Below are 22,692 nucleotides of genomic sequence, written 5' to 3'. Positions count from 1 at the left end.
TTTAGTATTAGGGGGGTATGAGATAGGGCCTTGACTAACTTCGGCTATGGGAGCTTTTTATTACCCATGTGCACGCCAACATCCATGATGAACTTCATCAGGCCTTCTTTGTTTTCGTCAACTTTCGAAAACGCCTTGGAGTGAAATAGCTCTACGGCACCCTGAGTCAGTGCCCAGTATGTGTAGTAGTAATAATATGGTGGAACATCTTGCAGCAGCCCTTCTTGGATGCGTCTATTGAAAATATCATTTTGCGTTTCAATGATGTCATCACGCATCTTATGTAATTCCGCAATCAGCTCTGGCGCTTGCTTTAAACTGATGATCTTTTCTTCTAAACGCTGAAACAGGCGGTCCTTCACCGGATTGGACATTCTCGACTCAAAATAAGCGCGTGCTGGCGCTGCCACATCGCCTTGTTCTGCCTTAGAAATCGCTGCTTTTAGGCGCTCTGCTAGCTGCTGTTCGTAGTTAAACAGCAACTTCATATAGATCTCGATCTTAGAAGTGAAATGTTTGTAGATCGTCCCTTTTCCGATATCTACATGGTTTGCGATCTGCTCAACAGTTACAGTTTCTTCTCCATGCTCCAATAAAAGCTCTAAAGCGGCATCTAATATTTTCTGCTCACGCTGCTTAAACTTTTCAATCTTACGCTGTGTTTTTTCCATTTTTTGCCTCTTGAATGATAGAGATTTGCATTCTTTTACGACAATCAAACGCGGTTATAGAATAATACGTACATTCTAGTCGCTATTTACAAGTTCTACCGGATTTTTGACTATACGGGCTAATTTTGAGTATTAAGCACAAAAGACAACAAAATCAGTTAGTTACTCTAAATACAAAAACAAAAACAACTAAAAAATGACCAATTGCCTGATTATGGTACGGAAACTTACCACTTGGCGCATAAATGATCAATGACCTAGGAGACGAACGGGTCATAGCAGGCTTAAATCACCCAGGTGTGAACGTCTAACTTAGCTTCTAAACTCGAGCTTTAAATGAATGGTTTTTAGAATTCTAGTGCATCAGGCCTATCAAAATCGTTGATTACACCCCAGACGCCTCCACCATCCTTAACCCGTTTTTGCCATGCCTCTACTCGTGCCAAGTATTCGGTTGGATCAAGGTTATCAGAGCGAAGCTTAGTAACATTGAGCGCCTTAACTGAAAAGCCATCTAATGGCAAAGCAAAATCTCGCTTGAACTCTTCTGGTAAATCTTCTTTCAAATCCGAAAAAATATAAATAAACTTACTACCCACGCCAGCTTCATTTAAATAATCAATTGCTTGGAGTAGACCGCCCGATATATCAGTAAATTCACTGCTCTTCACTTCAGAAATAAATTTATCGATAGTCGCAGCGAACTCCCTTTTTTGTCGGTTTGCTACAGAGGGTCTCGAGTCAAGAGTAATTTTCGCAACTATATCTTTCTCGCTAAAACTGTCGCTATCAATTTTCGCGACAAAAAATGTGTCGTCGGCTTCCAAGTTCACGAGCAATCGATTCACTACCGACTTCACATTTTCCAACTCCTCTGTGTAAGTCCCAGACGTATCAAGAAGTAAAAATACACCGCGTTTGTAGTTCTGATTTCCATCTCCTAATTCACAGGAAATAAGCAAAAAACTCATTAAAAATAAGAAATATTTTTTCATTTTACCGCCTCTTTAGAAAATATTTCTGATTCCAAATTTTCTTGTTGAGACTTCACCACCTCGAAAGGTCTCGCGACATCATCGGACGGTTTTCGAATTAACGATTCAATCCATAAAGGAAACATAATTATGATGTCGTAAAGGTGGGTGACTAACCTACCAGCATTTCGGCAAATATTCGATAGTATTCGCAAGGTCACGGCCAATACCCTTAAGAGTAGTTCCAATATCATACCGACTACAGTTCTGCCCGTATTAAAAAGATATTCCAAAGGTATTGCGACCACCATTAGCGCCAAGGGTAAAACAAAACCCATACCCATATTAACGAGAAGGGTAATCCAAGAAGCTCCTTCCGCCACGTTAAGACTGTCGACTAGACTCGAATCTATGACTCTTTGTTCCGCCGCTAAATAGTCTCGCATAAATGCTAGCCCAGACTCCATACAGGCCATGGAGAGCAAAATAATGCCAACGAACCAAATACCACGCACGCGCATTCGATCTTCCATAGCGCCAATTATTGGAAACAAGCGAGTGACATGCAAAGCTTCTAACAAGAAAATTCCCATGGTAATTTCAACAAAAATGAGAACCATAGCTGCGATATCAGAAACTCTGAACCCTGCAATGCGATTGCTGCCATCCACCATTTCAGACATTGGGAACGCAATTAAGTGAAAATTAAAAAATGCGCCTGCCATTGCGATACAGACAACTATTAGCGCGATACTAAATTGCGTAATCGCCGAAGCTTTTAACATTCTTTCAGCTTTATCTGTTCGACTAGATATTTCTTCGTACTTTTCCATTTGCTGGTCGACATTTTGGGTTCGCTTCATTAACTCCCCCAAGTGAGTTCCCACTTGGTCTGTACTATTTGATAACTTCCTCCAATACGGCGCCATTTTTTTCAATATCGAATGTCGCTCCGCAATACTTTGCCGGTAAGTTTTCATTACATCGTACTGCTGCTCTTCAACCGCCTGGAATATTTTATCGACCAGAGTATTATTTTTTTCTTTTATCTGTAGTTGTGATACTGACTCTACTGCGTTCACCCACTCGGGCGATGGTGGTGGGACTTCTCCGCTTTCTTGGTAGTCTTCGTTTATCTGAGTAATTTGTTCTTGAATTTTTCTTTGTAATTTTGGATATCCGCCGAGATCGCGCTCAACAAATTTATTAATTCTAAAAAATTCTCGATTTAACTCTCGTTCTGCTTGGTCCATTCCGAGAGCAATTAGAACTTCGCGATTCCGCGCTTTTAATTTCACTTCACTCAAAGAAAGTGACCGAGCGCTTAATCTAAGTGCTGAGGTTAACAATCGAAAAAAACTTTCGATTACACCGTGCGCACTTGCCCGGGCAATATAAAGAACAATAATTCCAGCAATGACAAGACCAACTGTGACCATCCAATTTTTGGGATCTGATAGTTGTTCTAAGATACTTCCCATAATGCTTGATCCTTTTCAATAGATAGCTAGTCGGTAGATTGAAAACTGGATGAAATACGTTTGACTTCTTTCTGCTGGACAAAATTAGCGTACTGAACAAATAACGCGCAACTTTAGCAGAACGCAAAAGAATTAGATGTGCGAAATCTCACGCTTGGCGGCAGCATATGAATTTCACCCCACGCTGTCTAGGATCGGAGATACCACTCGGGACATATTCGGGGAGTAATATCGATGAGCACCCACTAACCAACGAATATTGACCTTTCAAAGGATCAAAATCAGGCTGATTATCCACACGATATGCCGTTATCGCCAGTATATCGGCGTCACTATTGCCAAACGGTTTAAAAATCTAATCTACATAACTGGCACTCTCTACAAATTGGTCAATACTTAGAATTAACTGGTGTCTCGAATCCCTCCCCCAAGTTTGCGTAGACACCAGCGGATCATGAAAATGATCCAAGAATTGAGGACGATGTCCTCAATGTTTCACTCCTAATGGTCTTGACCCGATGCTCTCCCCCCAGATCGTCGGGTTTTTTTTGTCTGCGTTTACCCAAGACAGTTTCGAAAGCTTACTAGACTAGCGTTTCAATCGTCGTGCTCGGCTTACCGGCGATTCAGCTAGGGGCTGTTAGTGTACGCTTATACATTTAAAAGTCACTAAACCTTAGTTCGTCAGCGAGTCAATTCGATTTTTTAGTGCCGTTAATTTTCCAATAAGATCAAACAAATTAAATTGGTTCTACGAACCTGCTTAGATAACGAAAAATAATATTTGCGAGAATTGCCCAAGGCCCTGACAAAACGAACACGCTCGTAAATTCTAAGTAGTTGGATTGTTTTACGCTTAATTATTCGCAAGGTATAGGGATTTAAAATTTAACTCGCTATTTGCGGTGTCCTAAAGTTAGCTTTCGCTTTGTGTGTAGGTCCTTTCATTCGAAGACTCTTATTAATATCGGGGGCTATTGACGAAGCACATGCTCGCGCTAATTTTCAGACATATTTCTTCTAAAAAATTTGATCAAAGTTGAATAGTAAAACCAGTGCTATAGAGCAAAGAGAATCGCTGTAGATTTAAAATTAGCTGATAACAATTTTTTAACTCGAATCCGCGAATTTACCCTACCCATTTTTTGATTAATATTCCTGTCACAGTTCTAAGCATTATTTGGAAATTGTTAGCCACTGGTCGTTAATTGACTTGAATGAAATTACTTTTCATGACACCATTTTTGAGCCTCTGGGGGGCTCGGTCTCGGTCTTGGGATTCATATAAAACTATAAATCTAGCCTGCTTATTATTCATCGGCGAAATTATTTATTGCAGTCCAACTCGTTTCCAGCCAATTATTTACACATCGACAATAAAAATCACATCCACCGCGCATTTTATGAGCATCAGCGGATCGGAGATGTTTTCGCTGATCTTTGATCATGGATATGGCGAATTGGGAACGACTTAGGATTACTCGTCATGTCGGATCGACACTTAGCTCGAATTCAATCAAGCCAGACTGGGAAATGGCTACATAGCAACTGGCTGCTCATTGCGTCCGCTATCGTTCTATTATTGGGGTTAGGGCTTACCTCCCCCAGCGCAACACTGCTTCCTATCGAAGAAGGGAGACTTAGTCTCGAAGGCTGGGACTTCGAGGAACAAGGACCTGTAAGCCTGCAAGGGCAATGGCGAAGTTTTCCAGGCTTGCTAGAGGCTTCTAAGATTCGCTCACTCGATGATTATCCTGCTAAAGAGTATTCTTCCGACCAAGCTGGTATACCCGCTCTCTCATCAGATCGCCCTCCTATTGGGAAAAGAGTGAGTCATGCGGCGACGAGCTACCTCCTCAGCATTACTGGCTTACAGACCAACAAGAACACCGCTCTATCTATTGCTCCGCAGTGTGGTGCGAGTGATATCTATATCATCAGCAATGATCTAGGTGCTTCAACTTTTGAACCCATAATCTCTGCGGGTAATACGTCTTCAAATGTGGGAGCTGGTTATATTTCCGCCAAAATTCAGCCAATGATAGCGAGTATCGGGCCTCTGACTGGCCAAAATCATTCCATACTAATCCACAATGTAAACCCTTCTGAAATACGTAGTGCTACATGTAACAACCTAGAAATTGGCACCGTCGGCCAACTTAGTGAATTACGAGATCAACGATTAGTCAGCCAAGGCTTAATCATCGCAGTAATTTTTAGCATCGCCTTGTACGCATTCGGCATGTATTTTCAATCTCACTCAAGCCCGAGCAATCTTTGGCTAGGGCTTTGGGCGCTTGCCGGCAGCGTCTATCTTTGGACGCGAGCAAGTTTATGGGAAATAGGGTTTGGTGACTGGCTTCAACTAACTCAATCCGCACATTATAAAATTGAATATATTGCCTTAGCGTTAATAGGCCCCCTAGGAATTCAATTTTATCAATATAGCTACGACAAATTTTATCTAGGGCGAGCACTGCTAAAAGCCAATTTTATCTTCGCGGGACTCTTGTGTGTTGCCATCGCCGCCTTCGACTTCAATTTCACTTCAAAATATCTTTGGTTTATTTTCTTTTACACCGCGCTGCAATTATTTGGGATTCTCTATGTCATTTCTCGCGCAGTACTCGATCGCAAAGCGAATTCATTTTTACTACTACTGAGTATCTTGCCTTTATTTGTCGCCCTCTCGATAGATGTAATATTTCAACAACAAGTCTTACGCGGCAATCCAGTTAGCCAATATGCTTGGGTATTTTTTATGTTTATGCATTGCATAATTCAGAGCAAACGCTTATCAATACTTCTGGAAGAGAGCGCAAAGAAATCGGAATCACTTTCTCTCGAAGTTGAAAAACAAACCGAAATACTAGAAGAAAAAAATCGGCAACTATTAATGGTTCAAAATGAGCTAAGAAAAACTAATAGTGAGTTGAAAATGCTATCTATCACTGATGGCCTAACGGGTACCTATAATCGGCTCTACTTTGATCACCAATTCCAAGTTGAATGGCAACGATCTCGAAGAGAAAAAGAACCTTTTTCCTTAATTCTTTTAGATATCGATCATTTTAAAATTATTAACGATAAATATGGGCATCTCGCAGGCGATCAGTGCTTACGTCAAATGTCTGACTGGCTAGTAGATCTTTTCAAACGTTCAAATGATTTAGTTTGCCGCTATGGTGGTGAAGAATTTGCAGTCTTACTCCCCAACACCCCACCAGACCAAGCCATGATGGCCGCTGAAACCTTACGTCAGCTCGTTAAAAATACTCAAGTAAAATATCTAGATTTGGAAATTTCAATGACCATCAGCATTGGAGTAAGCGGCATGGTTCCTGATGCCCATCACCATCCAATTGAAATGATCAGTGCTACCGATAAAGCGCTTTACAAAGTTAAAAATACTGGTCGCAATAACGTTGGCCTAGCATCCATTACAGCAAATCTTGCAGAAGCTTAATAGGTTCGATTGTGGTACTTCGCATAGCTCTCGCCATCATCGTATTTTTCTTACTAAGTGCATTTCTCGCCAAATACAATAAAACACCAAAAAACCTTCGAACTCAATTTTTAAGAAACTACGGCTCCTTATTAGCTATTGGTCTACTTCTACTATTGATTGCAAGTGGAAAATTAAATATTGTTCTCGGTGCAATTGGCAGTGTGGCCTTGCTGATCTGGCGAAACCTATTTTTATTAAAGAAATTCGCTCCTCTGCTATTCCAACTGGCCGCCAGAAATCCAAATTTTTCTCCCACAATACGAACTAAGTACCTAAAAGTTCAAATAATTAAAGGGCTGTTGTACGGAGAAATTATTGAAGGTTTACATAAAGGAAAGAGTATTGACGAGCTAACAAAGGACGACTTCGGGCAGCTAAGCGAGTTTTATAAGCGAGAAGATAAGGAATCTTTATTACTACTACACGCATATATCCAGCAAAAAAATACTGGATCAAAATTCTCTGAGAACAATCACGATCAAAGCTATCAAGAACATTCGCCAACCGAGATTTCAAAAAAAGAAGCGTTGGAAATTTTGGGTTTGGATGAATCCGCAACGCGGGAAGAAATAAACATAGCACACAAAAAACTTATACAACGATTACACCCAGACCGCGGGGGCAGCACTTACTTAGCGGCGAAAGTTAATCAGGCAAAAGATATTTTGAACAGATAGGCCGCCTATTTGAAAGCCAACTAACCAACTTTGCGACTCAATACATGTATATAACGCCCTAAATATTTATACGGTTCAAGTCGCGAATACTCCAGTTCCATCTCGATTAGGCTTTCACTATCTCTAGACCGATTCTCTACGTCAAACACGTAATCTTGAAACACACGAATTCCACTCTCACAAACATTTTCGACTGGTAATGCGGATAGCCACTTATTTACCACAACGGGATCTAGTGGCGATGGAGGCGTTAAACTGCCCTTACGGCCAGCCCAAGTTTTATTTCGTAACTTTTTGTAATTTGTACGAAGTAAGTTCTTAAAAACCAAACCGTGTATATTATAGTAGCTGAGTGACATGGCGCCGCCTGTTTTTAGGCGACCCAACAACGCGGTTAATATTTCCTGAGGCTGCTCCGTCCACTCTAATACGGCATGACAAGTAATTACGTCGAATGCATCTCGCGATTCTTCACAGTAAGATTGGATACTTTGATGTTTGGTTTCAACTAACGAAGTAAGATTTTTTTCTGCAATTAATTGTCTCGACTTTTCCAACATGGCAGCCGAAATATCACATAAAATCACCCTATGTCCTCGGCTAGCCAGGTAGCAAGCGACCTGTCCGCCACCGCCACCCGCATCCAAAATATTTAAGGGTTCTTCTTTAAAGATTTCTGGAACAAACTCCTCAAGGTCTCTCTGTAGGATTCTTAATCGTATCTCGCCTTTTAGCCCAGAGTAAACGTTCTTTTCAAAACGATAGACCAAATCATCGAAATTCCTGTCATTCATCGCCTTATAAATCCTGCTCGTATTTGCCCAAAAAACGAAACGTGTTTTTCTTAACCTTATCTTCAATGGATTTATCAAAATCAATATCTAACTTATCGGCCAACACTAAAAGATAAATATAGATGTCTGAGATTTCTTCGGAAATTCTCTCTTTATGTTTCTGGCTTATCTGCTTTGGTGTATCATCCCACATAAATAATGCTAAGAGCTCGGCTGCCTCAACTGAAATCGCCGACGCTAGATTTTTGGTCGAGTGATTGGAATGCCAATCTTTGGCATCGGCAATTTTATAAAAGCTCTGAAGAATTTGTTCCTTTGTCACTGGCAGCCTCGATGGTACGAAAAATTAGTCTAATTTTATCTAGCACTATATAGAAAACGCATTTAATTTCTAAGCACCTAAAAAACGCAATGCAATCATCCACAAAAAGCCAAGATAATGTTTCAAGCCAAGCGCAATTGAATGATATTGCGAAATGGTTTGTATACATCCTTCGTACAAAAAAAGGAAGACTATATACTGGTATCACCACAGACGTACAGCGGCGCCTATCTGAGCATCAAAATAGCAATAGCAAGGGTGCCAAGTTTTTTAGAAGTGACAAAGCTGAAGCCTTAGTTCTAGTAGAGAGAGGATTCAATCGCAGTACCGCCAGCATCCGAGAAGCGGAAATCAAAAAACTCGACAGAAGTCAAAAATTAAGCCTAATTCGGCTTCAATCTCCCCTTTATTTTTCGGACACCTCAGCAAGCTAATTTTTTTGATCCCCCGAGGAAGTCTGTGAATCAAATTAGCAAACGAGTACAATAGCGAGCAACTTTTATTCCCCTGCCATTGGCAAAATAATCTTCAACAGGAACGATATATTCAATGACCTCAACGAGCGACAAGGTAGTAAAGTCAAGCCAGTCTAAAAATACATCTGAAGCATCGCCAACTTTTAGGCTAATACGAACGCATGAAATGCCGTCGTTGAATATCAAAATCGAGGAATATGAACATACCATTACTGGCGCCGCTCATATTCATATCGCCGCAGACAATGATGAGAATGTATTCTTAGTCGCGCTACGAACGGTACCCGAAGATTCTACCGGCGTGGCACATATGTTGGAACACACGGTCTTGTGCGGTAGCGAAAAATATCCTGTTCGCGACCCTTTCTTTATGATGATAAGGCGTTCGCTAAACACCTTTATGAATGCCATGACCAGCTCGGATTGGACAGCGTACCCATTTGCGAGTCAAAACAGAAAGGACTTTGACAATCTTCTCGACGTTTATTTGGACGCCGTATTTTTCTCTCGAATCGACCCTTTAGATTTTTCTCAAGAAGGACACCGAATTGAGTTTGAAACCAAAGACGATACTGAATCCCCTTTACTTTACAAAGGCGTTGTTTTCAATGAAATGAAAGGCGCTATGAGCTCGGTGCCGGCTCAGCTTTGGCAGACATTATGTAAATATCTATATCCCACCACGACCTACCATTTCAACAGCGGTGGTGACCCAGAGTCAATTACGGATTTAAGCTACGAAGAATTAGTCCATTTTTATAAAACTCACTACCATCCTAGCAACGCAATTTTCATGACTTTTGGCAACATCCCCGCGGCAGATTTACAAAACCGATTTCAGTCTCAAGTGTTGAATCGATTCGAAAAAAGTCCTGAAAAAATATCTGTTCCTGAGGAGAAGCGTTACCACGCTCCGATCCGAGTTCAAGAGTCTTACGCCTATGACGAGGATCAACTAAACGCTGAAGGCTCGGCTCTTGAAGCAATTTTAGGAAAAACTCACATAGTCATGGGCTGGCTTCTTGGGAAAAGTACTGATTTAGCAGCCAGCATGAAAGCGCAATTGCTAGCAGGCGTTCTGTTTGACAATAGCGCGTCTCCACTACAACACGCCCTAGAAACCACAAAGCTAGGTACCGCGCCCTCACCTCTTTGCGGCCTCGACGACTCTCAATATGAATTAGTTTTTGCCTGCGGCCTTGAAGGCAGCGATGCTGAACACCAGGACGCAGTGGAAAAGTTAATAATAAGCACTTTAGAAAAAATTGCGAAAGATGGAGTGCCAGCAGAAGATATCGAGGCCTCGTTACACCAGTTAGAATTACAGCAGCGTGAAATAGGTGGCGATAGCTACCCCTATGGCCTTCAATTGTTAATGACAGGTCTAACTGCTGCGACGCATTACGGAGATCCAATTGCGCTCATAGACATAGACCCAGTATTAAAACACTTACGCGAAGAGATTAAAGATCCAAACTTTATAAAAACGCTTGTTAACGAACTCTTATTAGAAAATCAACACCGTGTTCGCCTAACCTTTATTCCTGACCCATCCATTTCTGAGAGAAAATTACTTGCCGAAAAAACACGATTAGCAAACATTAAACAAAAGCTTAATGCAGAAGAACAGTTATCAATAGTAGAAAAAACTGCTGAACTCGGTTTGCGGCAAACTCAAGTTGATGATGACTCCATCCTCCCGAAGGTGGGGCTCGAAGACATCCCAGAAAATATTCGGCAAATAACCGGCACTAAATTTTCTGAAAAACAGATTGTGGGCACAAGTTATGGCGCGGGAACCAACGGCTTAACTTATCAACAAGCTATATTTAATCTTCCCGAATTAACACTTGAAGAATTAAATTTGTTACCGCTTTACAGTATTTGCTTAACCGAATTGGGGAATAGCTCGACAGATTATCTCGGGGCACAACGTCGCCAATCGCAAATTGTTGGTTCACTCAATTCGTTTTCTTCTATTCGTTCTCAAGCCGACGACGTTCAAGAATCCCTCGGCCACTTCATCGTTTCCGCAAAAGCATTAAGTAGCAATCATCAAGCGATGACCGAGCTCATCGCAGAGACTATCTATTCCGTACGATTCGACGAAACCAATCGTATTAAAGAATTGATTTCTCAAGTGCGCGCGCGCAAAGAGCAAAGCGTTACCGGAAATGGCCACGGTCTTGCTATGGCGGCAGCCGTCGCTGGTCTAACACCATCGAACCAATTAAGTCATAATTTATCTGGCCTTGCCGGTATCCAATCTATTAAGACTCTCGACGATTCTTTGAAAAACCTAGAGCAACTCAAATTATTTTGCGAACGCTTACAACTCCTCCATAACAAGATCTGCAGACAAGAACTTCAATTCTTGCTTATCGCTGACAAACCCAATTTGAGCAGTCAAGTCGATAATTTAATTAAAACCTGGGGAAAATTAGACGATGTTAAAGCCGCAAGGCTCGGCAATTCAGATAGTCTAGTACTGCCCTTCGCACCGCAAAATATTACTAAGCAAGTATGGGTTACAGGCACGCAAGTCAACTTCTGCGCAAAAGCATTTCCTACCGTTTCAATGACACATGTTGATGCGGCTCCCTTGAGTGTTCTTGGTGGGTTCCTACGCAACGGTTATTTGCATGGTGCAATTCGAGAACGAGGCGGCGCATATGGATCTGGCGCGCAACAAGATAGCAATTGCGGTGCATTCAAGTTTTTTTCTTATCGAGACCCTAGACTCGAGGAGACACTCAATGATTTTGATAGGTCTCTCGACTGGTTGCTATCAACAGAACACCAGTGGCAGGCAGTTGAGGAAGCAATTTTAGGCGTAATTAGTAGTATCGACAAACCCGCAAGTCCCGCGGGTGAAGCTAAAAAGGCTTTTCATGCAGAACTGAACGGTAGAAGCTTCGCCAAACGTAAAGCATTCAGAAGCGAAATACTTAAAGTCAGCGCGAAAGATCTACAACGAGTTGGCGAAAAATACTTAAAAACCGAGAATGAGAACGTTGTCGTAATTACCAACAAAAACAATCAGGAATTAGCAGAAAAAATAAACCTTGAGGTGGTTAAACTTTAATTTTTTGAGAGGTAAAGCCGTCGAGACGCAAAGTTTTCGACCTGAAAAATTTTTGATAGATTTTTTTTGACGAAAAGAAAAATATTTGCTTTTTTAACTGTTGTAGCGATTGAACGTATCAGGGTAGAAACAAACTGAATCGCCCGCCACCCAAAGGGCCGCCATTTTCTAGAGAGATATAACCTTTAAGTGATTTTTTTTGATGTAAGGATGCCACTTTGTAAGCAAAAAACAAACCCAGGTCAGTACCGCCAGTAGTGAAATTGATTGGCTTGCAAAACTTTTCAGGTTCTGACAACATCGCCGCGGGAAAACCACTGCCATCGTCAGATACTTTGATTTCTAGATAGTCGTCTTGAACTTGAACACTGATATCAATTTTACTTCGGGTGTATCTGGCACAATTTACTAGCACATTGTGAATCACACCAGCCACCAGGCTCTCATCGTAATACCAATAACAATCATCACTACAATCGATATCGACAGTAATATTTTGCGTATGAAACAACATATCGTTGCGCGCAACCTGTTCGCTGAGCATGTCAATTACATAGTGCTTATCTAAATTTACCGGTAAACGATCACCCTGCATTCGATAAATCGATAACAGCTGTATGAGTTCACTGCTAATACGGGAGGACTCATACTGAAGTACACTGAGCTGACGTTTCTGATCTAGATTGTAACCAGAGGACTCCGAGATAAACTCTTCCAGGGACGCCAACAACATTCCCACCGAATTTTTCATGTCGTGAACACTACTCGCCAAGATTAAACTAAAATCATCACTCAAATTAGTTTTCTTATCACCTAACACAATAACTTCCTTTATTAAGCTTTATGAAAAATTAGCCGCTTTCCTATTAATCACTGGTTTAATAAAATACCGGCGTTAACTCACACTTCTCGCTTTTAGCATTTCCTGTAACTGTAAAAATCTAGAGTATTCGCTATGTTCATTTGAGATATACTTTTTCACTTTCAACAATGCATCTTGAGCATTTTTTAGTAGAGAATCACTTTCAACACCGCTATTTAACGAACCTTCTATCGCCTGCACAAAATTTAATTTAATACCAACGTGCCTAGGAAACATTCTCTCGGCACTAGCAAAACAATCCACCGCTTCGGAAAAACGCCGTTGCTCATAGTGTCCAATACCTTCTTTGTTTATTGCGCCCACCTTGGCGACATTTCGGTCGCTAACCGGTTCATCTAAATAATGGTCGATTTTTTGAAGCGCGGATTGATTGTCTTTATATTTTTTAACGAGCTTTTCCAGAAGTGCACTTGCATTTTCGTGTTGCCCAGTCGCTCGTAGCGCAGCAACCAGATCAAGGTGAGTGTCAACATCGTCGGACAGTGCAGCGTTATCCAAACTTTCGCGTGCGCTTTCTAACAGTTCATCGGCCGCATTTTTATTGCCTGTAGAGGCAAACAATTGCGTTTTCACGAGAAGCGCTTGTAAAGATTTCGCATCGTCTAATTTAAATATTTTTCCAATATTTTTTAGCGTTTGGAAGGCCTCTTGTGGGATCGATTCATCTACATTCTTATTCTGCGAAACCAAACTTGACGCAACACGGCCAAAATTAAGATGGTTCTCTACCTTGTTATGGCACGAGTGATTACCCAGCTTTACCGTTTGTCTAAAAGCCAACACTGCAGTTTCAATATCATTAATTTCCTGTGCGACATTGGCAAGTCTCTCTTGACGAAGGATTGCTATTGGCGATTGAGTTACCGCATCTCGCAACACGCCTTCCAATGCTTCGAACTCATCTCTAGATGAATAAATTTCTGCGAGAACATCATAGGCTTGCATACAAAAAGGATTTTTTTCGAGAACATCTTTTAATATTTGCTTTGCGGTTTCACTGTCATTTTTAGCTGACATAACCCTCGCCATCCCTACTCTTGCCCACTCTAACTCGCGTTCTTCCAGAACCTCCTTGTACACAACGCTAGCTAAATCCCACTCGCCGTTACTCAAATACAACTCTCCAAGTACTTTCTGGCAAAGCGAACTAGATCTATTGTTCGCCAATATCTGCTTATTAAGCTGGGAAATCGCAAAGTTATTTTCATTCTTGTCGATAGCTTTGTAGATTGGCAACATGATGTCGCGTTGCTTTAACAAGTGATCTAAACGTTGCTGTAAGGAACGACCGCTTATGGGTTTGGTGAGATAGGAATCCGGCTCGTAATCATATGCGGCCATAATGATAGAACGACTGGACTCTGCGGATACGATTAGGAACAGCGTTTTCCTACTGAGTATTTTGCGGTAACGTAGCTCTTCCAGTATTTGCTGGCCATTCTGACCATTTCCAAGATTGTAGTCACACAATATAAGATCAAAATCGTTTTCTCGACAAAGTTGTATGGTGTCGGGACCAGAAACAGAGGAAAGTATTTCTTTAACCCCAAAACTTTCCAACATTTTCATCAAAGTTTTTCGGAAGTTATCAAAGTCATCTATCACCAGTGCCTTCAACTTGTGATAATTCCTATACGACATCGACCACTTTCCTTAACCTATTGATTTTACGACAATTATTCATTAACGATTTTTTGGCTTCGATCTAATCAGCATAGACTATGGAATCGATCATGACTGCAGATTAATCGTCTAGCGCTTGTTTACCTACCGCTTAACAGCGACTAAAATCCGCCCCCCAACCATGTTTTGAAATGACAGTGAGTGCTTGTGAGTCATAAATCTGTAGACACCCTATTCTCCTCCCCTCTGTCGAGCATCAGCGGCTTCAAATTTGATCAATCTGTAGTCGATGTATTTCCCGATATGATTTCCCGGTCTGTACCAGGATATGAAGCCATCGTTAAAATGATTGGCGAAATCGCGGGAAGATATGCCCAAGAAAACAGTCATTGCTATGATCTGGGATGCTCGTTAGGCGCCTCAACACTGTCTATGTATGAGGCGATTGACGCCAAGCAAGTAAAAATAATTGCGATCGACAATTCACCTGAAATGATTAAGCGCTGCGGGGAAATAATTCCTCCCTCACAGTCTTTGGAGTTTCGCTGCGATGATATTAGTGCGTGTGAAATTAACAACGCTTCCGTCGTGGTATTAAATTTTACATTACAATTTATCCCACTGAATCAACGAAGCGCTCTGATTCAGAAAATTTACTCTGGTTTAAGACCAAACGGAATTTTAATTCTTTCAGAAAAAATTTGTTTTACCGATAAAGAACACCAATCATTGATGACAGATTTACATCATAATTTTAAAAAATCGAACGGGTATTCTGATTTAGAAATAGCACAAAAGAGAAGTGCTATAGAAAACGTATTGATTCCTGAATCAATTTCAGATCATATCAACCGTTTTAAAAACGCAGGCTTCGCTAGCAGCGATGTCTGGTTTCAATGCTTAAATTTTTGTTCGCTGATCGCCATCAAATCATGATCAAATATTTTCAATCGCTACAAAAATATTTATTAGAAAGCGAGTTACTCAGCTGGGGTAAGCAGCTAGAAAATATTGTCGCCAACGGCTTGAACCCTCAGCGTTTTGGCGACCTTCCCGCCTGGCGGAACGTTTTAGAAAACCTTCCCGCCGTCAACAGTGATTCTTATGATTTTCGAACGCAAGTACGAATAGGGAGCGATGAAGAAACGGATGTAAATCTAAAAGATGAAATTCGTAAACTTCTACAAGATCTGATTCCTTGGCGAAAAGGACCCATCGACATTCACGGAACGCATATTGATTCTGAATGGCGATCGGATTGGAAATGGCAAAGGCTAAAACCTCATATTAATGATTTGACAGGGAAATTAGTGCTCGATGTTGGCTGTGGAAACGGCTACCACTGCTGGCGCATGCTAGGTGAAGGGGCCTCTCGCGTGATTGGCGTCGACCCCTCACCCCGATTCGTTCTGCAATTTCTCGCAACAAAACACTTTGTTACTAATTACCCGCGGAAGAACTCTATCCCTCCAATTGATGTAATCCCTGCAACACTTGACGATTTAAGCTTGCCAATGCCGGTTTTTGACAGCGTTTTTTCGATGGGTGTTCTTTATCATCGCCCATCCCCGATTGATCATTTAAAACAACTGAAATCTTTACTCAAACCTGGGGGTCAATTAATACTGGAAACTTTGGTAATTGAAGGTGAGCTTGGTGAAATCCTTGTTCCAGAAAAACGCTACGCAATGATGAACAATGTGTGGTTTATTCCCAGCGCCCTGACACTTGTCAGCTGGTTAAAAAAATTGGGGTTTAAGAATCCACGTATTGTCGACATCAATCAAACTTCAACAAAAGAACAAAGAAAAACTGATTGGATGCATTTTCATTCCTTAAGTGATTTTTTAGACCCTGACAATACGCGGCTAACCTGCGAAGGTCACCCTGCACCGGTGAGGGGAATTATTCTCGCAGAAGTAGAGTGAAAGTATTCCACTCTTAATTCTGACTGGAACGTCAAGTAACTCATTCGCAATTCCTAAACATAACCTTATCTTTACTCATTTTTTGTTCGGCTTTTCCGCAAAGTATGTGTATTATCAACGGCAACTTGTGCTGATCTTCGCGATCTATATGGCCGCGCCAGCGTCTGGGGGAATAGGAAGATCGAACCACAAGTGACTGCCCTACGACTTTAAACGTAAAAATATCGTTACTCTACAATGGATTATCTGCCATTGTTCACAAGTTCATCTAACTTGGCGGAGTAGTTTTGTGTGATCCTTTTTGGGTGGATTGTTAGTTTCAACACCCATTTATTTTGAATCACGACGATTCAAACGCGGCGAAGAGGATTATTGACCTCAATGCGCGCAAATGATGTGGCGGAGAGCGACAAAAATGTTAGCAAAAGAAATGAAAGATTGGCCGCAAGAGCCAAGCCAACAAAAAGAAGATACCGAATCCAAGACCGAGTTAGAGAGTGAAGAGCCGCAATCAATGACTGATGACGCTCCGCCCCTAGAATTTATCCACGAAGCGGTTAAGACTGAACTCCTTAGCGATAAAAAAGAGTATAAGCGCTTAAAGGAGCTCTCGACTGGATTGGGCTGGCTTAAGGGTTTGATCGATCACGAACGCGATCGTCACATTGAATCAAAACTATTAACACTTAAACTACTCTACGCTGGATATTTTGGTACCAAAGGCCGGATTGCCAAATATGCCAATAATCCATGCGCTATCCGAGATGCTATTAAATTCTGTAAAGAAAATGATCTCCAGCCTCCTGAGTGGACCCTCAACTATATTCACGGCTTAATGCTTGGCTTGGAAAACCTGCCCAGTGAAGAAGATGAAAAACGCTGGAAAGCCTTGATGAAGCTACTCGAAGTAGCCTCGATCTGGGAAAAGAAGTTAAAGGATGGGATGTCTAATCTCACAATTAACGCCCATTTTCGAAGAAATGGTGTCAGCGAGGAGATCATCAAATACGCACAGTCGTTTATTGATACAGAACTAAAAGAAGAACAAGCCCAGACTGAACTTGAGAAAAAATTTAACGTTTAGGCAAGGCAACCCTGCCCGCGCTATCACTGCGAAACAGCAGATACTGTTTTACAGACTCAATAACTCTTCTTGCCTCCGATCCCGTCGAGTTCGACGGTCGACGTCGACCCGTTGGCCCATCAACCCAACATCCGAATCTCTCCGGGCGTCTCTGCGACGATCTGGAATATGCTCATAGACACAGCGGCATCGCACGCTCTGCTGACAATCTGGCAAAGGTATCATCGGCGCCTGAGCACACAAGAACGCTTGGCCGGCTAAAGAACGAGCCGCTTCACAAGAATCTCGCCTAGCATGGATACGCACTGCTTGATAGGGACTCACTGAAGAATCATTTTTCTTGGGTGCGCGTTTGATACTTCCTAAGGTCCTTTTGCTTCCCCTTTTCCGAAATAAAAACTCAAACATATACATGCTCTCATTTGCTCGACTTCATCCCTACGCCTCCACGCTTTCGCGCGAGCCGCTCCGAGCTGAGATTTATACTGGATAACAATTAGAGCAACAAGACAGAAAAAGTTAATTTGAAAAAGATGCGAATGGTGCATCAGAAAGAAGTGCTATCACTTACGGAGAATTAACCCTTCCTACAATTTTACAGAGAAATTTTTAACATCTGATAAGCAGAGTGGAATTGCCAACTGAATTTAGCTATTACTTATCACAAAACTGTCGGTATTATTCTGTAATAACATCGAGATTAATTAGCTCGCCATCTAGATGAACCGTGACCACGAGCGGCCGACAACATACTTCACAATCTTCTGTATAACTGTGATCCCCTTGAGAACAATCGACCAACAACGATATTTGCTCGCCACATGAAGGACACTGGATAGATTTTTCTTCAACAATGTTCAATAGAAACCTGACTTGACCGAATTACACAGCCTCGGCATTTTCATCATTAGGATTATTTTTAGGTTCCGGCGTACGTTTTTCTTTTAGACTACAAAGGCTAATCACGCTCCAGCCGGGTCCAGGAACAAATTCTCCATTTTCGACAAAAATTTGAATCCAACCATTTGGACCGATTGCGAAGAGAGGAATCAACAAATCGTCCGCGTTTTCCAATAGTTGTGAAAAAGAAAACTCTTCAGACAACTTCGTCGTGCGGATCTCCACATCTTTACTTAACAAGCTTGCGAATTTACTAAAAGTCAGCTCCTTGTCAAAAAGTGTATAACCCCTGTGTTCGCTTGCAGCCTGATGCCGTTCCTCGACCGCACTGCTTGCCGAATTTGAAACTGCTAATGTGTAAATATTTTGCAAACCAAATTCACTTCGGTACCGCATTCCCGCCATTACATTCAAGGGGTGGCGAGGTGACAATGCTAGAAGCTTGCCGATTCCAACCAAATCCAGATGTTGATCCGCATATTCCGATACTGGGTTTCCATAAAAAGTTTCTAAACCTTCCATTCTCGCCGCACGAATATTTTCCCAACTTGAATCCGTTAACAACACACGAAAACCATTTTTCATCAGCGCCGCGCCGATTGCTCGCGCGACAGGGTTAGCGCCAACGATCAAAAATCCCTTAGGTGAAGGTTCCGCTACTTTCAAGGCCTTAGCCAAACTACGTGACGTTGCGCTTTGAAGAACAACGGTTCCAATAATAACGATGAATGTTAAAGGTACTAAAATCGCTGCCTGTTCTTCACCCGCTTTTTCCAATCGAATTGCAAACAGGGCCGACACCGCCGCTGCTACAATTCCGCGAGGAGCTATCCAGGAGAGCAAAGCTTTCTCTTGCCACTTTAATGACGAACCAAATGTTGAAGCAATTACCGAAAGCGGCCTAGCGATAAATTGCATAATCAATAATAGGATTAACGGCGCTACGCCCAAAACCAAAATATCATCGAACGTTAATCTGGCAGCTAATAAAATAAATAATCCGGAAATTAAAACAACGGTCAAATTTTCTTTAAAATTAAGAATTTCATCGATATGCAAATCTTTTTGGTTAGCCAACCACATTCCCATTAGCGTCACCGCCAACAGTCCTGATTCATGGGCCAAATAATCCGAAAAACTAAATACAGAAAAAACCAGAGATAAGGTCGCTAAATTTTGTAAGTATTCTGGAATCCAGCGATTTCGTAAAATAACGCTTAAAAACCAGCCCCCTAATATGCCAAGCAAGACGCCAACGCCAACAACTTCAAAAAACGCCAGACTACCGTGTAAAAAACCTGCGGCGTTACTTTGGGCGACGATAACTTCGTAAACAACAACGACCAACAAAGCGCCTATTGGGTCTATTAAAATACCTTCCCAACGCAAAATATTTGCAATTGAAGAATTTGGTCTAACCGTCCTTAGCATAGGAACAATTACCGTTGGCCCCGTTACAACGGTGAGCGCACCAAATAAAATACTTAAACCCCAGCGTAGATCAAATAAATAATGTGCCGCTACCGCTACCACACACCAAGTAATCGCCGCTCCCACAACTACCAAGCGCCAGACAACTTTACGTTGAGTTCTTATTTCTTCGAAATTTAACGTTAAACTCCCTTCAAATAAAATAACCGCTACTGAAAGCGAGATTAAAGGAAACAACAGGTCACCAAATAATAAATCGGGGTGCAGTAACTGAGTAGTTGGCCCCAATATAATTCCCGACGCCAAAAGAAACAAAATGGCTGGCAACTTGACCCGCCAAGCTAACCATTGACAGCCAAAAGCAACGATTCCGATGACGGCGATAGTCATCATTGTAGATTCAGACATAACAAAACTCTGTAAAACTAAAATATTCCGTTTTTTAAAACGGCCCTTTTCAACTCTTAGTCACAATATCTTTATACTTATATTATTAAACTCAGCGGATTTACTCCTCGGGTACTGCAACTGTAAATGCAAAACCCCCAGAATGAACACTGTTATCGCCTTCGATGACAGCGGACCAGCTGACCGAATAATTTCCATTTGGTAACGGGTGATCATCTATTTCAATCATTAAGTCATCTGCTCCCATCGTGTGAAAACGGCTCAGGGATACTTCGCCATTTTCGCCTGTCAAAGTCAAACTGCTTTTCTCAATATCAGGCAAAGCACTTAGGTAAACTCGTAGTGTTCGCGGGTGACGCTCTAAAACTTCACCTGCCGCTGGTTCGGAACGTAAATATACTGGGCTACTTTCTTCAACTACCTTTTGTTCCTCAGCCTTACTACACGCAATTTGTAGAAAACTAACGGACAGTATTAATGAAAAAAATATTTTGCTGATAAACGATGAATAATACTTCATCTCGTACCTCTCCTATTTATTCTCAGTCAATTGTCATTATTTTTAGATTGTGAATGATGGAATCACACTCTCCTTTAAAAATCCAGCAACTCCTGATCAGCGCAGAGTGCGAGCCACTGCTTAATACCTTCGCTCTTATATTTTCGTTTATGAATTATTATATATAGCCAACGTTTAAAATCTCGGTTCTTAACTGTAATAGGAATCAAACTACCTCGCTCAAACGCATCTTTTAAAGTGATTTTCGAAAGACAGCCAATACCAAGCCCTTGTTCAACAGCTCGCTGAATTGCCTCTGTGTGCTGTAGCTCCAATAAAACATTCAATTTTGGTAGTAAATCGTGCATTGCACGATTAAAGGTTTGCCTGGTACCTGACCCTGACTCCCGTAATACCCAAGAAGCCTCTAGTAAATCATCGTCGGTGATCGTCTTCTTCTTTGCAATCGGATGGGAAGGCGAACAAAAGACACACAGTTCATCTCTCAACCACGGACTCACTTCCAAATCCGGATTGTTTATTTCACCTTCGATCAAACCAACATCAAGTTCAAAATGCGCAATTTTATGAGCAATGGTCTCTGTATTGGCGACCTCGACATTTACCCTCGCATCTGGGTTGTCGTCCAAGAACTGTCTTATCATTGGCACCGTTAAATAGTTACCAATACTGAGCGTGGCACCGAGTTTGAGGGATATCGAATTGGATTTATTCGCCAGTAAATTCTCTAGCTCCTGTGCTCGCTCCACTAAAGCTTCTGCCTTTGCCTGTAAGGAGCGACCAACATCATTCAATTGCAGGCGTTTACCTACACGGTCAAACAAGCTGAGATCAAACTGCGATTCAAGCTCTTTAAGTGCACCACTGGCCGCACTTTGCGACATCGCTAAGCTTTCCGCCGCCTTTGTCAGGTTTTCTTGCTGCGCGGTTGCTAAGAATATTTCGAGTTGCCGCAGAGTGTATCTCATGACGATGCCCTCCTATAGATTGAGAACGCACAAAGGCTATCATTCAGACCTGTTATCACGGGTTATCGGTTATTCCGAATATAATAATCTAAATTATCCATTTTACCGATATTAATACTTGGGGGTATAGTTCTGCAATCTTTTATTTATTACCACGAGTCGAAAAATGAGCCAATTGAGAGAAGAAACCGTCACCAGCGTTCACCACTGGAACGAAAACCTATTCAGCTTTACGACGACAAGAGATCCTAGCTTTCGCTTCAAAAATGGTCACTTCACTATGATTGGTCTGCGAGATGAAAATAAACCCCTACTTCGAGCCTACAGTATTGCTAGCGCCAATTATGAGGAGGAACTCGAGTTCTTCAGTATTAAAGTTGAAAACGGCCCACTAACCTCCAAATTGCAGCATTTGAAAGTGGGCGATTCAGTTTTGGTCAACAACAAACCTACTGGCACCTTAATTCTCGATAATCTATTGCCGGGCAAACACCTCTACCTACTCAGCACCGGAACGGGTTTAGCGCCATTTATCAGCATTATTAAAGACCCAGAGATTTATGAAAATTTTGATAAGGTTGTTTTGGTACACGGAGTACGGGAAATTGATGAGCTCGCTTATGCAGATATCATCTGTACCGAACTGCCAAACAACGAATACTTCGGTGACGTGATTAGGAACAAACTTATTTACTATCCGACGGTTACCCGCGAAGCTTTTCAAAACACAGGTCGCTTAACCGACCTGATAAAAACCGGAAAACTATTTAGCGATATTGAGCTCCCGCGCCCCAATTTGAATGATGACCGCTTTATGATTTGTGGCAGCCCAGCGATGCTCAAAGACACCTGCGCGATTCTCGACGAAAGAGGGTTTAAAGAAACACGCCAAGGAATCGCCGGGCACTATGTAATCGAACGCGCATTCGTCGAAAAATAAAATCTGACTCATCACACTC

At 41.7% G+C, this 22,692-nt stretch carries 20 protein-coding genes; 8 read left to right on the top strand and 12 right to left on the bottom strand.

Annotation, left to right across the window (positions count from 1 at the left end; translation table 11 throughout):
- Positions 1-44 precede the first annotated feature (44 nt).
- The 3 genes from ACYUCY_RS17040 to ACYUCY_RS17030 all read right to left on the bottom strand — a co-directional run bounded on the left by ACYUCY_RS17040 (position 45) and on the right by ACYUCY_RS17030 (position 3,126).
- Complete coding sequence (locus ACYUCY_RS17040; protein ID WP_460227734.1) at positions 45-671, bottom strand: TetR/AcrR family transcriptional regulator; 627 nt, start codon at positions 669-671, stop codon at positions 45-47.
- A gap of 347 nt (positions 672-1,018) precedes the next feature.
- Positions 1,019-1,666, bottom strand: coding sequence for a VWA domain-containing protein (locus ACYUCY_RS17035; RefSeq protein WP_460227733.1), 648 nt, complete (start codon positions 1,664-1,666; stop codon positions 1,019-1,021).
- Entirely contained in the window at positions 1,663-3,126 is a 1,464-nt protein-coding gene (locus ACYUCY_RS17030) for a GAT domain-containing protein (protein WP_460227732.1), read from the bottom strand. Before ACYUCY_RS17030 ends, ACYUCY_RS17035 begins: the two co-directional genes overlap by 4 nt.
- A gap of 1,486 nt (positions 3,127-4,612) precedes the next feature.
- Between ACYUCY_RS17030 and ACYUCY_RS17025 the strand changes: the two genes are divergently transcribed.
- Both ACYUCY_RS17025 and ACYUCY_RS17020 read left to right on the top strand, forming a co-directional pair.
- A complete protein-coding gene (locus ACYUCY_RS17025; RefSeq protein WP_460227731.1) occupies positions 4,613-6,592 on the top strand; it encodes a sensor domain-containing diguanylate cyclase in 1,980 nt (659 codons plus the stop codon).
- A gap of 11 nt (positions 6,593-6,603) precedes the next feature.
- Positions 6,604-7,311, top strand: a complete 708-nt coding sequence (locus tag ACYUCY_RS17020) for a J domain-containing protein (protein WP_460227730.1) — start codon at positions 6,604-6,606, stop codon at positions 7,309-7,311.
- Positions 7,312-7,331: 20 nt separating this feature from the next.
- Here the strand turns inward: ACYUCY_RS17020 and ACYUCY_RS17015 are convergent, their stop codons facing one another.
- Positions 7,332-8,105, bottom strand: a complete 774-nt coding sequence (locus tag ACYUCY_RS17015; RefSeq protein ID WP_460227729.1) for a methyltransferase domain-containing protein — start codon at positions 8,103-8,105, stop codon at positions 7,332-7,334.
- A 4-nt stretch (positions 8,106-8,109) separates the two neighbouring features.
- Complete coding sequence (locus ACYUCY_RS17010) at positions 8,110-8,427, bottom strand: nucleotide pyrophosphohydrolase (RefSeq protein ID WP_460227728.1); 318 nt, start codon at positions 8,425-8,427, stop codon at positions 8,110-8,112.
- A gap of 89 nt (positions 8,428-8,516) precedes the next feature.
- On the opposite strand from ACYUCY_RS17010, the gene ACYUCY_RS17005 reads away from it, so the two are divergent.
- Together ACYUCY_RS17005 and ACYUCY_RS17000 are read left to right on the top strand one after the other, a co-directional pair.
- Positions 8,517-8,861 carry a GIY-YIG nuclease family protein gene (locus ACYUCY_RS17005; RefSeq protein ID WP_460227727.1) on the top strand — a complete coding sequence of 115 codons (345 nt, stop codon included), beginning with the start codon at positions 8,517-8,519 and terminating at the stop codon, positions 8,859-8,861.
- Between the two features lie 208 nt (positions 8,862-9,069).
- The gene (locus ACYUCY_RS17000) at positions 9,070-11,988 is read left to right on the top strand and encodes an insulinase family protein (protein ID WP_460227726.1); all 2,919 of its coding nucleotides are present in this window, start codon (positions 9,070-9,072) and stop codon (positions 11,986-11,988) included.
- A 118-nt stretch (positions 11,989-12,106) separates the two neighbouring features.
- Here ACYUCY_RS17000 and ACYUCY_RS16995 read toward each other — a convergent pair whose 3' ends face one another.
- A complete protein-coding gene (locus ACYUCY_RS16995; protein ID WP_460227725.1) occupies positions 12,107-12,808 on the bottom strand; it encodes a sensor histidine kinase in 702 nt (233 codons plus the stop codon).
- 75 nt (positions 12,809-12,883) lie between these two features.
- Positions 12,884-14,512: a response regulator gene (locus tag ACYUCY_RS16990; RefSeq protein WP_460227724.1), complete on the bottom strand. Its 1,629-nt coding sequence runs from the start codon at positions 14,510-14,512 to the stop codon at positions 12,884-12,886.
- 189 nt (positions 14,513-14,701) lie between these two features.
- On the opposite strand from ACYUCY_RS16990, the gene cmoA reads away from it, so the two are divergent.
- From cmoA to ACYUCY_RS16975, 3 genes are all read left to right on the top strand, one after another.
- A complete protein-coding gene (gene cmoA / locus ACYUCY_RS16985) occupies positions 14,702-15,430 on the top strand; it encodes a carboxy-S-adenosyl-L-methionine synthase CmoA (RefSeq protein ID WP_460227723.1) in 729 nt (242 codons plus the stop codon).
- A complete protein-coding gene (gene cmoB / locus ACYUCY_RS16980; protein WP_460227722.1) occupies positions 15,427-16,422 on the top strand; it encodes a tRNA 5-methoxyuridine(34)/uridine 5-oxyacetic acid(34) synthase CmoB in 996 nt (331 codons plus the stop codon). Before cmoA ends, cmoB begins: the two co-directional genes overlap by 4 nt.
- 415 nt (positions 16,423-16,837) lie before the next feature.
- Complete coding sequence (locus ACYUCY_RS16975) at positions 16,838-17,506, top strand: hypothetical protein (RefSeq protein ID WP_460227721.1); 669 nt, start codon at positions 16,838-16,840, stop codon at positions 17,504-17,506.
- Between the two features lie 48 nt (positions 17,507-17,554).
- Here the strand turns inward: ACYUCY_RS16975 and ACYUCY_RS16970 are convergent, their stop codons facing one another.
- The 5 genes from ACYUCY_RS16970 to ACYUCY_RS16950 form a co-directional block, all read right to left on the bottom strand.
- Positions 17,555-17,914 carry a hypothetical protein gene (locus tag ACYUCY_RS16970; protein WP_460227720.1) on the bottom strand — a complete coding sequence of 120 codons (360 nt, stop codon included), beginning with the start codon at positions 17,912-17,914 and terminating at the stop codon, positions 17,555-17,557.
- 270 nt (positions 17,915-18,184) lie between these two features.
- Positions 18,185-18,367 (bottom strand): CPXCG motif-containing cysteine-rich protein, encoded by a 183-nt coding sequence (locus ACYUCY_RS16965; RefSeq protein ID WP_460227719.1) that lies wholly within the window; start codon positions 18,365-18,367, stop codon positions 18,185-18,187.
- 21 nt (positions 18,368-18,388) lie between these two features.
- The gene (locus tag ACYUCY_RS16960) at positions 18,389-20,245 is read right to left on the bottom strand and encodes a cation:proton antiporter (protein WP_460227718.1); all 1,857 of its coding nucleotides are present in this window, start codon (positions 20,243-20,245) and stop codon (positions 18,389-18,391) included.
- Positions 20,246-20,345: 100 nt separating this feature from the next.
- Positions 20,346-20,765 carry a copper resistance CopC family protein gene (locus ACYUCY_RS16955; protein WP_460227717.1) on the bottom strand — a complete coding sequence of 140 codons (420 nt, stop codon included), beginning with the start codon at positions 20,763-20,765 and terminating at the stop codon, positions 20,346-20,348.
- A gap of 74 nt (positions 20,766-20,839) precedes the next feature.
- Positions 20,840-21,733 (bottom strand): LysR substrate-binding domain-containing protein, encoded by an 894-nt coding sequence (locus tag ACYUCY_RS16950; protein ID WP_460227716.1) that lies wholly within the window; start codon positions 21,731-21,733, stop codon positions 20,840-20,842.
- A gap of 166 nt (positions 21,734-21,899) precedes the next feature.
- On the opposite strand from ACYUCY_RS16950, the gene ACYUCY_RS16945 reads away from it, so the two are divergent.
- The gene (locus tag ACYUCY_RS16945) at positions 21,900-22,673 is read left to right on the top strand and encodes a ferredoxin--NADP reductase (RefSeq protein WP_460227715.1); all 774 of its coding nucleotides are present in this window, start codon (positions 21,900-21,902) and stop codon (positions 22,671-22,673) included.
- Positions 22,674-22,692 lie beyond the last annotated feature (19 nt).

It is taken from the genome of Aurantivibrio infirmus (assembly GCF_054767315.1).
Note: the sequence above shows the minus strand (reverse complement) of the source record. Positions and strands in the feature narration are given on the sequence as shown.